We start from the raw sequence: 14,691 nt of genomic DNA on the forward strand, positions 1-14,691 counted from the left end.
CGGGGTGAGGGGTGCTCAAGGTCGCGCCCGCGAGACCCGATGCCGCAACGGTGACGATCACGCAGGGGACCGACGCCGGCACGACGAGCGGGCCGGGGGCGGGCCACGTCGCGGCCCCCGTGGAGCCCCTCATCACGCCGTACCTGCGCGCCCTCGTCGACCTGCGCGGCTCCGACCTGCACTGCAAGGCCGGGTCCCCGCCCCGGATCCGCATCGACGGCCGGTTGCGGGCGCTGCAGGCCCCCGCCCTGACCCCGGACGTCACCGAGCGGATGCTCGAGCAGATCCTGCGCGCCGACCTCATCGAGGAGTTCGCCCGCACCAACGAGGCCGACTTCGCCTACAGCCTGCCCGGTGGTGCCGGCCGGTTCCGCGTCAACGCCTTCCGCCAGCGCGGCTCCGTCGGGCTGGTGCTGCGTCGCGTCGCGGCGCAGGCCGTCCCCCTGGCCGGGCTCGGCGTGCCGCCCGTCATCGAGCAGCTGGCCCTCGAGCACCGCGGGCTGCTGCTCGTCACCGGTCCTACCGGCTCGGGCAAGACGACCACGCTGGCCGGGATGATCGACCACATCAACAACGTGCGCGAGTCCCACATCGTGACCATCGAGGACCCGATCGAGGTCCTGCACACCGACAACCGCTCGATGATCAGCCAGCGCGAGGTCCGCCTCGACACCGCCGACTTCGGGACCGCGCTGCGGGCCGCGATGCGTCAGGACCCCGACGTCATCCTCGTCGGGGAGATGCGCGACCAGGAGACCGTGAAGGCGGCGTTGTCCGCGGCCGAGACCGGTCACTTCGTGATGTCGACCCTGCACACCATCGACGCGGCGGAGACGATCTCGCGCATCATCGACTTCTTCCCCCCGCACGAGCAGAAGCAGGTCCGCCTGGCCCTCGCGGGTTCGTTGCGCGGCATCGTCTGCCAGCGGCTGGTCCCGCGCGCCGACGGTGCGGGTCGGTGCGTCGTGATGGAGATCTGCGTGAACACCGGGCGCATCGCCGACGCCATCGCGGACCCGGACAAGACGAACCTCATCACCGACCTCATCCGCGAGGGGCAGTACTACCAGATGCAGACGTTCGACCAGCACCTCGTGACGCTGGTCCGCGACGGCGTCGTGACCCTGGAGGACGCCCAGATGGCCGCCTCCAGCCCGCACGACCTCGCGGTGGAGCTGCGCCGCCTGGGCCTGGTCGCCTAGTTCTCCTGCCGCTGCTGCCCGCTGCCCGGAGGGACGACGAGTCGCCGTGCGACGCGCCAGCCTCCCGGCTCCCGGCGCAGCACATCGTGGTGCACGACGGCGGTCAGGGTCCGGTCGGCCATGAGCATCAGCCCCTTGGAGTCCACGGCCACCTCGTCGCCGTCCTCGGCCCCGCTGTCCGCCCCGCTGTCCACGTCACCCCGGCCGAGCACGACCACGTTGCTCACGTGGTGGGAGATCGGGCCGTGGGCTCCGAGCTGCCGGGCCACCTCCCGCGCGGCCTCGATGCCGTGGATCACCGGCATCCCCACCGCACTCATGTCGTAGACGACGTCGGAGGTGAAGACGGTGTCGATCTCGTCCAGCCTGCCCTCGTCGAAGACGTGGCCCACCGAGTTCAGCGTCTCGGTGATCGCCCAACGGTCCTCGGTGTTCATGGTCCGTCCTCCGTTCGTGCCGGTTCCCGATGACCCGACCTTCGGGATGGTACTCAGTACCAGACTGAACGCAAGCCCTTCAGGAACGTGAGACCGTCAGGGTCGCGGTGCTCTACGCTGCGCCGATGACCTCGGCCCCCTCCCTCGTCGAGCGGAAGCAGCGCGCGGCCCGCGAGCGCATCGTGCGTGCCGCGGCGGAACTCTTCGCCGAGCGTGGCTTCGACGACGTGTCGGTGTCCGACATCGCCGAGCGGGCCGAGGTCGGGCGGACGACGTTCTTCCGGCACTTCGGCGACAAGCAGGAGGTCGTCTTCGCGCGGGAGGAGGCGTTGCTCGACGCCCTCACCGCGGAGAACCTCGACCCCGCCCCTCCCGGCGGTCGGTCCGCGCGAGGTGCCGTCCAGGCGCTCCGGCCCCTGGTGCTGCGCCTGTGCGCGCACGTCTGCGAGGACCCGGAGGAGTACCACCGCCACGAACGGCTGGTCGAGGGACACGTGGAACTGCGGGGACGCAGTGCGGTGAAGGCCCAGCTCATCGCCCGGCGGCTGGGGGTGCTCCTGGCGGAGAACGGGTGGAGCGAGGACACCGCCGCTCTCGCCGGACAGATCGCGTCGGCCTGCTGGGCGACGGCCCGCGCGTCCTCCGACCGCCCCGAAGACCTCGTGGAGGGTACCCGCGCGGCGTTCGAGCAGGTCCTCGGTCTCGGCGTGGACGCGCCCTGACCCTGTCGTGTCGTCGAGGTGGGGCCCGCGCGGCGACCTCAGGGCGTGAGGCGGCCGGCGAGGAGCTCCGTGGCCCGCGCGGCGTCGCCGGTCACGACGAGCCCGGCCCCTGAGAGGTCGCTCCGTCGCCACAGCAGCCGCAGGAGGTCGGCGTCGGCGCCCGCGACGGCGGCGACCGGCGGACCGTCGCCGAGCACCCAGCGCCGGGAGCCGAGCAGTTCGACGCTGACGTCGGGGCCGGGTGTCCGGCCGAGCCGGACCTGGCGCGGGTGCAGCGTGTCGAGGACCTCCTCGACGGCGTCGGCCACGACCTCCGGTGGCCCCCACCGGGGCAGGCCGCCGGCGTCGGCCAGGTCCCAGGTGTGGACCAGTGTCTCGTGCAGCTGACGACGGGCCCAGTCCCGCCGCCGCCCGGCTCCGGTGAGGGTGCGGCAGGGCCGGTCGGGATCCTCGTCCAGGACGGCGAGCAGGTCCGCGGCGGCTGCGCGGTACTCCTGCGCGGCATCGCGCGCCACCGGTGGGTCGGCATCGTCGGGCACGTCGTCGGTGCCGGGGGCCGTGCGCGACATGGCCGCGGCCCAGCGGTGGACGCCGGTCAGGTGGGCCGTGAGGTGCGCGGCGTCCCAGTCCGGGCAGCCGGGAACCCGGGCGGTGGGCTCGACGTGGCGGAGCAGCGCCAGGAAGGTCGCCTGGGTCTGCGCCAGGGCGGCCCGGTGGTCCAGGGGCACGATCGTGTCGACGCTCATCGATCTGCACCGGGGTGGTCGGCACCGGGGTGGTCGAGGGGACCCTCCGGCGACCACTCCCGCGAGCGGCGGCTGTCGACACCCCAGCGGGGCGCCAGGACGGCGAGGGCGACGAGGACGAGGAGCACCACCAGGGCGGTGAGGTCGGTGGACACGGCTCCAGCGTGCTCGGCGCGACCGCAGCCGCCGAGTGGCAGCTCTGCCGACGTTCGTCCAGATCCTGCCAAGCCGTCCGAAGGCTGGCAGACTGCCCGCCATGGGTGTTCCGGGTGACCTCCACGACGTGGCCGTCGTCGTCGGCGAGGGGTTCTCGGCCTTCGAGTTCTCGGTGGCCTGCGAGGTGTTCGGCATCGACCGGACCGAGGAGGGCGTTCCCGCCTTCCGGTTCGCGGTGTGCACGGAGGGTGCCGGCCCGGTCGGTTCGCGACAGGGGTTCAGCCTCACCGCCGACCACCGCTTCGACCGTCTCGACACCGCCGACCTGATCATCGTCACCCCCACCAAGGCCCACCGCGGCCCGGCGGGGGAGGCGCTGCACGAGAAGCTGTACGCGGCGATCGACCGCGGGGCGAGCGTCGCGAGCTTCTGCAGCGCGGCCTTCGTGCTCGCCCACGCCGGGTTGCTCGACGGGCGCCGGGCGACGACGCACTACCGCTACGCGGCCGAACTCGCGCAGCGCTTCCCGCTCGTCGAAGTGGTGCCCGACGTCCTCTACGTCGAGGACGGTCCGGTCGCGACGAGCGCCGGGACCTCCGCCGGCATCGACCTGTCGCTGCACCTGGTGCGACGCCACCACGGGAGCGCCGTCGCGACGGCGATCGCGCGCCGGATGGTCGTCCCGCCGCACCGCGACGGTGGCCAGGCCCAGTACCTCGAGGCTCCCGTCCGGGCCTGCGGCGACGAGTCGCTGCAGAACGCCCTGACCTGGGCCGTGGCGCACCTCGACCAGGACATCGACGTCGCGGGCTGGTCGCGGACGGCGACGATGTCGGCCCGCACCTTCGCCCGCCGCTTCCGGGCCGAGACGGGAGTTACCCCGCACCGGTGGTTGCTGGAGCAGCGGGTCTCGGCGGCGCGGAACCTGCTGGAGGACGGCGACGAGACCATCGACGAGGTCGCCCGCCGCTGCGGGTTCGGGTCCGCGGCGATGCTGCGTCAGCACTTCCTGAGACTCGTCGGGACGACCCCCACGGCCTACCGGCGCACCTACCGCGGGTCCCGTTCGCCCGAAGCCGTCCGCCTCCTCCCGGCCGGCGCGTGAGGCGCTCCCGGGCGGGCAGCTGGCTGAGAGCGCTGTTCGCCGACGTCCACACGCGCCTGCAGGGCCACGACCTGTTCCTCATCTCGGCGGGCGCGACGTTCTACGCGTCGATGGCGCTCGTCCCCTCGCTCGTCGTCGTGGTGCGCCTGCTCGCGGCGCTGATCGGCGCGGACCGGGTCCTCGACCTCGCCGACTCCGTCGGACGGGCGCTGCCCTCGGCCCAGGGCGCCGGCGACGTGGTCCGCGGCCTCGCCGCGACCGCCGTCCACGTCGGGTGGCTGCCGGTGCTCGTCGCCCTCATCCCGGCGACGGTCTACGGAGAGGGGCTGCGCCGGGGTTTCGCCCGCGTCAGCGTCCGCTACCCCGAACCCGCCCCGCCGGCGGTGCGGGGCAGGACCGGGGCCTGGCGGATCAGGGTGAAGGCGCTGCCGCTGCTGCTGCTGGCGCCCGTGGGTTTCCTCGCGGTGCTCGAGGTCGCGCCGTTCCTGGTCCGGTTGTTCGGTGCCGGGATCCCGGGGTCGACGCTCGCGGTGTACATCGCGCTGAACGTCGACTGGCTCGTCGTGTCGCCCGTCCTGGTCTACGTCTACCGGGTGCTCGGCCCGGTGCGTCCCGGGTGGTGGGCGGCGGTGTGGGGAGGGTTCTCGACCGGGGCGTTCGTGTCGGGGTTCCTGCAGGGCTTCGTGCTGTTCCTGGCGATCCCGGTCGACCTGGGGTCGCCGTTCGGCGGTTACACCCAGGTCGGTGCGGCGGTGGCGGTGTGTCTGTGGTTGTGGGTGTTCACCGCGCTGACGATCTACGGCTACGCGCTCACGCTGGAACTCCAGCGCCGCCGCAGCCCGGAACTGGTCAGCGCAACGTGAACTGACGCACCTGCTCGTCCAGGGTCCCGGCGACCGCGGCGAGGTCGTCGACCTGGTTCCGGACCGAACGGACCTCCTCGGTCGTGCCCTGGACGGCCCCGGCGGTCCCCTCGAGCGCGACCGCGATCCCGCTGGACCGTTCCGCCGCGGCGTGCAGGGTCCCGCTGACCGAGGTGGTCGTCGCGAGCTGTTCGGCGACGGCCGCGGCGATGGTGGCCTGCAGTTCGTCGATGTGCGCGATCGTCTCGGAGATCCGGGCGATGTCGGAGCGGACGGCCGCTGCCTCCGCCTGCACGGCGTTCAGGGTCGGGGCGATCTCCTCGGTGGCCTGCGCGGTCTGGCGGGCCAGTTCCTTGACCTCGTCGGCGACGACCGCGAAACCGGCACCGGCCTCCCCGGCGCGGGCGGCCTCGATGGTCGCGTTCAGCGCCAGCAGGTTCGTCTGCGCGGCGATCGCGGTGATGGTGCGCAAGACGTCCGCGATCTGCTGCGAACTGGCCCCGAGCCGTTCGACGGTGCCGGTGGCGGCGTGCGCCAGCTGCACCGCGTCGGCCGCGACGACGGTCACGGTGCTCGTCGTCGCGGACACCTCGTCCGCGGCCGCACGCAGCTGCTCGACGGCGTCGGAGACCTCGTGGACCCCGGCGGAGACGGACGTGGCGTCCCCGGTGACCCGGACGATCTCCTGCGCGGTGGAGTCGGCCGCACCCGCCAGCCGGTCGCCGGCCCCGTCGAGGGCACCCGCGGCGCCGGTGACCCGGGCGGCGCCCGAACTCATCGCGCTCAGCGCATCGCGGACCGCGCCGGTGGCCTCGTCCAGCGCCCGACCCATCGCGCCGAGTTCGTCGTCGGCGTGCTCGGTGCCGGGTTCGAGGACCTCGGCGGAGAGGTCGCGGCCGGCGACGCGGCGCAGGACCTCGGTGAGCCGGCCGATCCGGCGGACCAGCGTGCGGGCCATCGCCGCGATGACGCCGGCCATGAGCAGGGCCACCACGACGCCCAGCACGATGGTGTTGCGGACCAGGCTGTGCCCGCCCGCGGTGATGCGGTCGGTGACGGCGGCGGTGTCGGCGTCGGGCAGCCAGCTGGTGATGACCCAGTTGTAGGCCGGGTAGCGGGAGAGGCCGACGGTGTAGCCGCCGGAGTCCAGGGTCACGTGCTTCGTCGTGAACTCCCCGGCCGGCAACCCCTTCGCGGTCGCGAGCAGGTCCTTCACGTACGGCTCGCCGTCGGCGTCGGTCGCGTCGGCCATGGCGTCACCGTCCTGGCCGCCCTTCGGAGCGATGACCGCGGTGCCGCTCGAGGCGGCCCCGTCGGAGAACACCGCGTAGTAGCCGCTGGAGCCGACCGTCGCGCCCGTGAGCGCCTTGCGCAGCTCGGCGGTGACGTCGGCCTGGGGGAGGCCGACGAAGACCGCGCCGACGACCTCGTCGCCGACCTTCAGCGGCTCGTAGACGGTGACGTACGGCTTGTCGACGACGGTCGCGGTGCCGTGGTACGTCTCGCCGGCCATCAGTGCCTTGACGACGGCGTTCTGGGCGCCGTCGGCGTTCGTGGCCGGGATGTACGTGCCGATGGCGCGGGACCCGCTGGTGCCGACGACGGTCGTGGCGACCCGCAGCATGTCCCCGGCGTCGTTCATCTTCTGGAACACCGTCGTCGCCGCACCCGTGAGGCGGGCCGCTTCGTCCAGACCCGGCACCGTGGCCGCCGGGTCTGCCTGCTGACCGAGCCACGTGCCGCCGAACTCCAGGCGGGGCAGCGTGACCGACGTCTTGTCCTTGGTGGTCTGGTTCGTGGCCGTCCAGGTGGCGGTGTCCACCAGCGACGGCGCCCCGTGCTGCGCGAGCCGGTCGGTCGTGACGCGCAGGTCGGAGTCCAGCATCGACTGCACGGCCGAGGCCTGGGTCGCCACGGTGGTCTGGACCTGGGTCCCGGCGTCGTGCAGCGACTGCTCCGACAGCGTGCGCACGTCGGCGGCGGTGTCCCGCGACAGGCCACCGACCTGCACCGCCGACAGCGCGCTCATCAGACCGGCGGTGACGACGACGGCGCCCACGCCGGGGAGCAGGAGCTGGGAGCGCAGGGTTCGGGGTCGGAAGGAGAAGGCCACGTGGTCTGATCGGCGGCTGGCGTTGAGGACTTCAGTCCCGATTCAGGAGACGTCGGTGGTGAACTCCCGGTGATCGCCCGTCCGGCCGTCGACGAGTTCGCGGACGAGGTCGGCGTGACCGGCGTGGCGGGCGGTCTCCTCGATCATGTGGATCAGGACCCAGCGCATGGTCACGCGGTTCCCGTTCCAGGACGTCCCGCGTTCGGTGACCTTCAGCTCTCGGATGGCCTCGTCGGCCGCGGCACGGGCCCGCTCGTAGTACGACAGGACCCCCTCGGTGGTCTCCCACGGGTGGATCCGCCAGTCGGCCTGCGGGTCCTCGTCCAGCACCTCGGACGGGATCTCGTCGCTGGGGCGGTCGAACGTCGAGCAGAACCAGCTGTACTCCGTGGAGGCGAGGTGCTTCACCGTGCCGAGCAGCGTCATGTCCGAGCCCACGACCCGCCGTCGCAGTTGTTCGTCGTCGAGGCCTTCGAGCTTCCAGAGGACCGCCTCGCGGTGACGCTGCAGGCTGGCCACCAGACTCGGCTTCTCTCCCGCGGTGCAGGGAACGAGCGTCATGTCCAGGAATCTACGAGACGGCCCGGAGCTGGGCCACCGGTGCCGCGTCGGGGACCATGACGGGGTGGACGGACCCGCCGGGAGAGCGCTCGCGCACGTGCGCAGCCTCGCGCGCGGTGGACCGCTCGACCCCTCGGTCCGCGTGACGGTGCACTTCCACCCCGACCGCGACGCCGGTGGGCGCAGCACCCTGCAGGCGTTGCTCGACGAGGGGGCCTACCTGTCCCAGTTCGTCACGGGCACGTCCAACGGCGGGCTCACCGCTCACCCCGGCGGGGAGCGGTGGACCTGGGAGAGCCGCCTCTTCAGCGCCGCCTACGACGACGCGCCGCCCACCGCCCGACCGGTCTACGGATCGCTGAACCACCGTTCCCGCCCCGCGGGGGGATCCGTCCGGTTCGGGTCCGCGCACCTGCGGCTGAGGCCCGAGGTGCTGGCGCGCACCACCTTCTGCTTCCCCGACTCCGCCGCGGAACCGGTTGACCTCGGGGTGCGCGAACGGTGCGACCTCACGGCGCTCGCGGACACGTCCGGGCGCGACGTCCTCGACGACTACGTCGAGGCCCACGTGCACGGGGGTCTGCGCCTCGACCGCGACGTCGAGGCGCTGGTGCTCGACCCGTCGTTCACCGGCGAGACCCGCGGGTTCCCCGCACCCGTCGAGCGGCACGCGGGGTTCGCGCTGTCCCGCAGCGACTTCTCCCGTCCCGAGGTCCGTGCGTTCCGGGGCCCCGAGGTCGCGGCGGTGGGCGCGTCCCTGGCGGCGGTGGTGGACCCGACCGTCATCGGCGCCGCGAGCTGGACGGGTGAGCACGACGGGCAGACCCTGAAACGGGTCTGGCACTGCGTCGCGCGGTTCGGGTACAACGGAGACCATGGCCGACCGGGCGCTGCCGAACCTCCCCTCCCGTGACCTCGACGCCACGGTGGCGTTCTACGGCGCGTTCGGTTTCGAGGTGGCGTTCCGCGACGAGGGCTGGTTGATCCTGCGCCGGGGCGAGGTGCAGCTGGAGTTCTTCCCGTTCCCCTCGCTGGTGCCCTCCGAGAGTTCGTTCACGTGCACGATGCGGGTGGCCGACGTCGACGCGCTCTGGTCGGCCATCGCCGCCTCCGGAGTGCCGCAGACCCGGCGGGGGATCCCGCGGTTGGTACCCGTCGAGCAGCAGACCTGGGGGTTCCGCTCCGGGGCCCTCATCGACCTCGACGGGACCCAGTTGACGCTCATCGAGGACGCCGGGTAGGCCTCACGGCCAGAGCGCATCGAGGTCGGTGCGGTACCAGGTGGAGCCGGCGACGACGTGGAGATCCCGGCCGCGGCAGGTGCGGTGTGCCTGGTGGGGGGCCGTGCCGTCGGGGTGACGAGCCAACGTTCGTCTGTGAGGGGGTGAACGCCCCAGACCCGTGGCCCGAGTTCGACCTGCGTGGTCGACTCGAGGCTGCCGTCGGGCGCGAACCTGGCGACGTCGGCGGCCTCCCCGTCGTCTTGCCAGACGGCCATGAGTTCCCCGGTCGTGCCGATCCCGACGCAGCGGGGAGCGCCCGTGCGGTGCGGGTGGGAGAGCTCGGATCGCCGCACGACCGGTCTCGCGCTTCTCGTCCCATCGACGCAGCATGGCCCGCTTGGCGTCCCGATCACCGCTGCGATGGACATCGCGTGACTCGTCGCTGCTGGTCTGGGCACGTCGTGCGTGCTCGGCGAACCACTCGGTCCACCGCGCGTCGCCCCAGCCCCGCATCTCCTCCCGCCACAGTTCCCACACCGTCCCATCGTGATCCACGGGCGGGTCGTCGGGAACGCCGGCCGGTGCCGAACGGGTGATCGTGGTGAGGTGTCGGGTCGCGGCTGCCGAAGAGGCGGGGTGAGTTACGACATCGTGCTCTCGGCGAAGCCCGAGGAGGACCCGGACGCCGGCAGTGTCGCGTTGAACGCTGAGCGACTCGCGCAGTGGGAGCGGATCGAAGCGGAACTCCGGGAGAGCCTCCCCGGTCCGGTCGAGTCGGGCGTGTCCGACACGGAGGCCCAGTTGACCTGTCTGGACCACGGGTTGCAGATGAGCTTGTTCGCTGAGGAGGCCTTCGTCTCGTTCCCGTACTGGGAGCAGGAGGACTCCGCAGCTCTGCACGCGCAGGTGCGAGCAGCCGTGGCGGTGGTGTCGCGGATCACCGGGTGGCGCGCGTGGGACCCGCAGACGAATGCCCCCTTCAACGGGATCATCCACGACGGTGCCGGCTTGCGGGCGGTCCAGGAGCTCGGGCTCAGCGCCGCGGAACGACGCAGCCTCCGGGGCCGCTTCTGGCGGTGGCTGGTGTGCGGCCTCGCCATCTTCTGCATCTCAGCCATCCTCGTCCTCGGTGGCGAGTTCTCCTGGCGGAGCCTGGGGATCGTCCTGGGGCCTCTCTACGTTGCGAACGCCCTCCGGTTGCGCCGTCGACTCACGTCTCCACCCGGTAGGTGAGCGAGAGCTCGTCCCCCGGTCGGCCGCGGATCCCCCAGTCGTGGCGTGGGGTCTCGACGATGGTGATCTCGAGGTCCACGGGTTCGATGGCGAGGTGTTCGGCGAAGTCCGCGAACAACCGTCGGTAGAACGCCTTCTTGGTCTCGACCGTGCGGCCGGCGAACATCGTCACCTCGACGATGGTGTACCGCTCGCTGCGGCCCTCCGGCGTGGGGAAGTCCTCGGCCGACCGGGGGAAGAAGCGGTGGAACCGCTTGGTCACCGGGAGACCGAGCACGTCCACCGCTGCGGTGTGCAGGGTGTCGGACAGCGCGGAACGCAACGGGCGCAGCACGTCGTCGCGGCCGTAGACCGTGAACTGAGCCATGGGGATCCTTTCTCGGAGTTCAGGCGGCGACCACGAAGTCACTCGCCCGGCGGCCGGACGTCCGGCGTTCGGGCAGGGTGAGGTGCCCGAGGGCCGGTGGTGGTTCTCGACGGTACCGGTGGCCGGTGCGGGTGATGAACGTCGTCACTCGGGTCTCCGGGTCGTAGAGGGTTCTGAACCCGGGGAGGTCCTTGGTGTAGTTGCACCGGGCGCAAAGGCCTTGGCCGTTGTCGAGGGTGGTGGTTCCGCCCTGGGACCAGGGTTGGACGTGGTCGATGTGCTGGACGGGGGCGTCGCAGTAGGGGGTGGCGCAGCGTTGGTCGCGAAGCCGGATGAACCTGGCGAGGCCCTTGGTGAAGAGGCGCCTCGTGGAGTCCATCGCGAGGAGGGTGCTGTGGTCGGGGGTGGTGTAGACGCGCCGGATCCAGGCTTGGTCGCTGTCGGCGGCGTGGGCGACGAGTTCGCGGGCGTGGGCGGCGGCGAGGGGACCGATGCCGACGAAGGAGGCCGACGCGTTGCCGCCGCGGAGGAGGGTTTCTTCGGTCATGATGAGTTGGACCTCGACGGGGACGGCGTCGGTGACGATCTGGGCGCCGGTGACGCGTTCGTAGAGGAGGTCGGCCTTGATCTGGGATTCGGTGCGTTCCTCGTCGGGGTTCTCGAGGAGGGCGCGGGCGTCGCGGCGCAGGGTGATCTCGCAGGCGATGCCGCGGTCGACGGGGAGGACGGCGCGCAGGATGGTCATGGAGTCTTCGCCGGGGCTGAGGGTGACGCAGCGGTTGCCTTCGGACCTGCGGCGGCGTTCGACGGCGGCGGCTGGGTCGAGTTGGTCGGCGAGGGCGCGGGCGGAGCCCCTGATGGCGTGGCGGGTAGCGCCGGCGCGTTGGAACTCCCTGGTGAGGGCAGCGTCGACGATCGCTCGGTGTTCGGCGCTGACGTGGGTGGTCTGGGCGACGACGTCGCGGGCGGTGAGTTCGCAGATCCTGCCGTCGCGCAGGGCCCGGAGGGTGTGGGGCATCTCTGTGGTGAGGGCGTCGGCGACGCCGAGCCAGGTGCCGCCGGTGTGGGGTGAGCACTTGCGGGCGAGGGCGATCTCGCGCGAGATCGCGGCGGCGCTGTCGCGGGTGTTCCGGGTGTTGCGCAGTCGGGTGGCGTAGGCGGCGGTGGCTCTGGCCTGGAGGGCGGAGAGGGCGCGTTTGCTGTTCTCGAGGGTGGTGAGGAGGTCGATGAGTTTGGTGGGGGGCAGGCCGGAGTCGATGCGGGCTTCGAGGTCCGCGAGCGATTCGATGAAGCCGTCCATGTGTTCGATGCTACCCGGACGTATGATGTGTCGCAAGAGCACTTCCCTTGCGGTGCAACACTAAGAGATCTCGCGGAGCACCCGCAACAGTTCTACCACCGCCCTCCGACACGACCCCGGGATCCACGACGAGTTGTCCACAGGATTGCCCCGGCGGCCGTCAGTCCACCGAGCAGGACCGAGAACCCAGGTGTGGTGAACTCTGCGAGAGCGCCCGTCCGGAGGTTTCCCAGTCCGGGGCCGGCGACCCCGACGACACCTTCCAGCGCGCTCACCCGCCCGAACACCTCGTCCGGTGTGTGCAGTTGCACGAGGGAGCCGCGCGCGATGACCGAGACCGTGTCGGCGGCGCCGGCCACGACGAGCAGCAGCAGGGACGGTGCAGGGGAGTCGACGAACCCGAAACCGGCCAGGGCGAGACCCCACGCGACGCCGCCTCCGACGACGAAGCGTACCGGCCGTGCCGAGGCGGTGATCCGGGAACTCAGCAGACCCGCGAGCACTCCGCCCACGGCGAGGGCAGTCAGGAGGAACCCGAACCTCGACGCGTCGCCGAACCGGGCGGCGGCGATCTCGGGGAATACGGCCACGGGCATGGCCAGGACGGTGGCCAGCAGGTCGCAGAGCAGGACGGTCCGCAGCACGGGCCGCCGCCACACCTCCGACATCCCGGCGAACGGCGAGACGCGGGCGGAACTCGCGCGAACTCCCGGCAACCTGCGGAGCAGGAACAGCGCCGTCAGGGACACGATCGCGTCGACGAGGAACGCGGGTGCGGGTCCGGTGCTCGCTAGCAGGAGCGCCCCGAGCACAGGGCCGCCCAGCAGGGCGACCTGGAACGACAGGTGCAGCAGGGCGACCCCCGCGGGGACGAGCTGGTCGGGGAGCAGCCGGCGCAAGAACGTGCGTCGGGCGGGAGCGCCGCACGACGTCGCGACGGTCTGCAGGACCACGAGGCAGAACACGGCGCCGACCCCACCCTGGGCCGACGCGGCGGCCAACCCCAGCGCGGCGACGGCCGAGACCGCCGTGGTCGCGAGGGCGACGCTCCTCCGGTCGAACCGGTCGGCCAGGGTTCCGCCCACGAGGTTGCCGGCCACGGTGGCTGCGGCGCTCGCCGCCCCGACCAGCCCCGTCAGCACGGTGTTCCCCGTCTCCGTCTGCACCTGGAACAGGAGTGCGGTGCCGGCGAGCTGGGCGGTCGTCCCCGTCGCGGTGGAGGAGATCCAGAGGCTCCGGAAACCCTGGTGGCGCAGCGGCCGGAGGTCGATCACAACCGGCGGGCGATCCGCTCGCCGAACGAGGTGCGGGCCAGGGCCGCGTGCATCTCGTCGACGCTCTGCTGCAGGGGGTGCGCGATCTCGGCCTGCAGTTCGTCCCAGGCCGCCTCGGTGGCCCGCCACTCCGCGTCCAGGAAGTCCACGACGGAACGTGCCGCGTCGGTGAGGTCGACGGTCCGGGTCCGGGCGTCGGCGCCGGGGGAGGAGTGCACCAGACCTGCCGTCCGCATCGCCGCGACGGTCTGGCTCATCGCCGACTGGGTCACGTCGACGGCGCCGGCGAGGGCCCGCACCGTCATCGGTCCGGCGTGGTGCAACCGCAGCAGCGGGAGGACGAACCGTGGCCGGACGTGCCCCATCCCGCGCTCGACGTAGAGCCGGGCGATCTCGTCGTCCATGGCGGCCAGCAGCCGCAGGACGGGCTTCGGGCCGGAGGGTTCCAGGGTCGGGTCGGAAGGTGTCACAGTACTGATACAACAGCACTGTCACACCTGACGGCAACCCGCTGAACGGGAATTCCAGGTGTTACACAGATGAAACCTCCACGAAACCCGTCCTGGTATACCGTCCAGCTCGTGTCCTCCTCGTTCCGCCTCGTCGGGGTCTTGCACCTGCCGCCGCTACCCGGTGCCGTCAACTACGCCGGCACTCCCGTCCGCGAGATCGCCGCTCGCGCCGTCGAAGATGCCCTTGCCCTGCAACGGGCCGGCTTCACCCACGTGATGGTCCAGGACGCCAGCGACATGCCGCAGGCCGTCCGGGTCGACGCTCCCACCGTCGCCGCGCTCTCGGTGGTGGGTGCCGCCGTGACCAACTCGGTATACCTCCCTATCGGGGTCGTCGTGGGCCACAACGACGGACCGAGCGCCGTCGCGATCGCCCACGCCGTCGGAGCCAGGTTCGTGCGGGTGAAGGTCCTCACCGGGGTCTCGATCGGCCCGACCGGCTGGATCGAGGGCTGCGCGCACGACGTCGCCGCGGTGAGGCGGCGGATCGGTGCCGACGTCGAGGTCTGGGCCGACGTCCACGAGGCCACGAGCCTCGCCCTCGCCTCCACCCCCGGGTGGGCCGCCCGGGAGGCCCGGGACTTCGGCCGCGCCGACGTCCTCGTCGTCACCCGCGACAGCGGCGTGCCCGACGCCCTCACCGACATCGCCGAGCTGCGCGCGCTCGTCCCCGACGTCCCCTTCGTCGTCGGCGGGCGCGTCTCCCTCGCCACCATCGACGCCACCGTGGCCGGTGCGGACGGCGCGATCCTCGGCAGCGCCATCAAGCGCTCCAGCGCCCCCGACGCCCGCGTCGACCCCGAGGTCGCCGCCCGCTTCGGCGCCGCCCTCCCGACGGGAACCCCGTGAACGACCGATCCAGCCAGACGGAGCCCCC

17 protein-coding genes are annotated in these 14,691 nt (G+C 72.2%); 8 read left to right on the forward strand and 9 right to left on the reverse strand.

Annotation, left to right across the window (positions count from 1 at the left end):
* Window positions 1-119: 119 nt before the first annotated feature.
* Window positions 120-1,202, forward strand: a complete 1,083-nt coding sequence (locus SJY07_RS20715; RefSeq protein WP_380162448.1) for a type IV pilus twitching motility protein PilT — start codon at window positions 120-122, stop codon at window positions 1,200-1,202.
* On the opposite strand, the gene SJY07_RS20720 is transcribed toward SJY07_RS20715, so the two are convergent.
* Entirely contained in the window at window positions 1,199-1,639 is a 441-nt protein-coding gene (locus SJY07_RS20720; RefSeq protein WP_380161412.1) for a nuclear transport factor 2 family protein, read from the reverse strand. The two genes, SJY07_RS20715 and SJY07_RS20720, sit on opposite strands and share 4 nt — an antisense overlap.
* A gap of 125 nt (window positions 1,640-1,764) precedes the next feature.
* Between SJY07_RS20720 and SJY07_RS20725 the strand changes: the two genes are divergently transcribed.
* A complete protein-coding gene (locus SJY07_RS20725; RefSeq protein ID WP_380161413.1) occupies window positions 1,765-2,361 on the forward strand; it encodes a TetR/AcrR family transcriptional regulator in 597 nt (198 codons plus the stop codon).
* Between the two features lie 38 nt (window positions 2,362-2,399).
* On the opposite strand, the gene SJY07_RS20730 is transcribed toward SJY07_RS20725, so the two are convergent.
* Both SJY07_RS20730 and SJY07_RS20735 read right to left on the reverse strand, forming a co-directional pair.
* Window positions 2,400-3,107 (reverse strand): maleylpyruvate isomerase family mycothiol-dependent enzyme, encoded by a 708-nt coding sequence (locus SJY07_RS20730; protein ID WP_380161414.1) that lies wholly within the window; start codon window positions 3,105-3,107, stop codon window positions 2,400-2,402.
* Entirely contained in the window at window positions 3,104-3,262 is a 159-nt protein-coding gene (locus tag SJY07_RS20735) for a hypothetical protein (protein WP_328292320.1), read from the reverse strand. Before SJY07_RS20735 ends, SJY07_RS20730 begins: the two co-directional genes overlap by 4 nt.
* Window positions 3,263-3,363: 101 nt before the next feature.
* Here SJY07_RS20735 and SJY07_RS20740 point away from each other — a divergent pair, with 101 nt between their 5' ends.
* Complete coding sequence (locus tag SJY07_RS20740; protein ID WP_380161415.1) at window positions 3,364-4,368, forward strand: GlxA family transcriptional regulator; 1,005 nt, start codon at window positions 3,364-3,366, stop codon at window positions 4,366-4,368.
* A complete protein-coding gene (locus SJY07_RS20745; RefSeq protein WP_328292318.1) occupies window positions 4,365-5,231 on the forward strand; it encodes a YihY/virulence factor BrkB family protein in 867 nt (288 codons plus the stop codon). Before SJY07_RS20740 ends, SJY07_RS20745 begins: the two co-directional genes overlap by 4 nt.
* Here SJY07_RS20745 and SJY07_RS20750 read toward each other — a convergent pair.
* Together SJY07_RS20750 and SJY07_RS20755 are read right to left on the reverse strand one after the other, a co-directional pair.
* Entirely contained in the window at window positions 5,218-7,344 is a 2,127-nt protein-coding gene (locus SJY07_RS20750) for a methyl-accepting chemotaxis protein (protein WP_380161416.1), read from the reverse strand. The two genes, SJY07_RS20745 and SJY07_RS20750, sit on opposite strands and share 14 nt — an antisense overlap.
* A 42-nt stretch (window positions 7,345-7,386) precedes the next feature.
* Entirely contained in the window at window positions 7,387-7,905 is a 519-nt protein-coding gene (locus SJY07_RS20755; RefSeq protein WP_380161417.1) for a DinB family protein, read from the reverse strand.
* Window positions 7,906-7,969: 64 nt separating this feature from the next.
* Between SJY07_RS20755 and SJY07_RS20760 the strand changes: the two genes are divergently transcribed.
* The 3 genes from SJY07_RS20760 to SJY07_RS20770 all read left to right on the forward strand — a co-directional run bounded on the left by SJY07_RS20760 (window position 7,970) and on the right by SJY07_RS20770 (window position 10,361).
* Complete coding sequence (locus SJY07_RS20760) at window positions 7,970-8,818, forward strand: DUF3626 domain-containing protein (RefSeq protein WP_380161418.1); 849 nt, start codon at window positions 7,970-7,972, stop codon at window positions 8,816-8,818.
* Window positions 8,781-9,146 (forward strand): bleomycin resistance protein, encoded by a 366-nt coding sequence (locus SJY07_RS20765; RefSeq protein WP_380161419.1) that lies wholly within the window; start codon window positions 8,781-8,783, stop codon window positions 9,144-9,146. The genes SJY07_RS20760 and SJY07_RS20765 overlap by 38 nt, the downstream gene beginning before the upstream one ends.
* A gap of 618 nt (window positions 9,147-9,764) precedes the next feature.
* On the forward strand, window positions 9,765-10,361 hold the full coding sequence (locus tag SJY07_RS20770; protein ID WP_380161420.1) for a hypothetical protein: 597 nt from the start codon (window positions 9,765-9,767) through the stop codon (window positions 10,359-10,361).
* Here SJY07_RS20770 and SJY07_RS20775 read toward each other — a convergent pair.
* From SJY07_RS20775 to SJY07_RS20790, 4 genes are all read right to left on the reverse strand, one after another.
* Window positions 10,339-10,728: a tautomerase family protein gene (locus SJY07_RS20775; RefSeq protein ID WP_380161421.1), complete on the reverse strand. Its 390-nt coding sequence runs from the start codon at window positions 10,726-10,728 to the stop codon at window positions 10,339-10,341. The two genes, SJY07_RS20770 and SJY07_RS20775, sit on opposite strands and share 23 nt — an antisense overlap.
* A 19-nt stretch (window positions 10,729-10,747) precedes the next feature.
* Window positions 10,748-12,028, reverse strand: a complete 1,281-nt coding sequence (locus SJY07_RS20780; RefSeq protein ID WP_380161422.1) for a DUF222 domain-containing protein — start codon at window positions 12,026-12,028, stop codon at window positions 10,748-10,750.
* A 92-nt stretch (window positions 12,029-12,120) separates the two neighbouring features.
* Window positions 12,121-13,302 (reverse strand): MFS transporter, encoded by a 1,182-nt coding sequence (locus SJY07_RS20785; protein WP_380161423.1) that lies wholly within the window; start codon window positions 13,300-13,302, stop codon window positions 12,121-12,123.
* The gene (locus tag SJY07_RS20790; protein WP_328292309.1) at window positions 13,299-13,772 is read right to left on the reverse strand and encodes a MarR family winged helix-turn-helix transcriptional regulator; all 474 of its coding nucleotides are present in this window, start codon (window positions 13,770-13,772) and stop codon (window positions 13,299-13,301) included. Before SJY07_RS20790 ends, SJY07_RS20785 begins: the two co-directional genes overlap by 4 nt.
* Window positions 13,773-13,883: 111 nt before the next feature.
* Between SJY07_RS20790 and SJY07_RS20795 the strand changes: the two genes are divergently transcribed.
* Entirely contained in the window at window positions 13,884-14,663 is a 780-nt protein-coding gene (locus SJY07_RS20795; RefSeq protein ID WP_380161424.1) for a BtpA/SgcQ family protein, read from the forward strand.
* Window positions 14,664-14,691: the final 28 nt, after the last annotated feature.

Origin of the sequence: Kineococcus sp. R86509 (genome assembly GCF_042466365.1) — a bacterium.
GTDB lineage: Bacteria > Actinomycetota > Actinomycetes > Actinomycetales > Kineococcaceae > Kineococcus.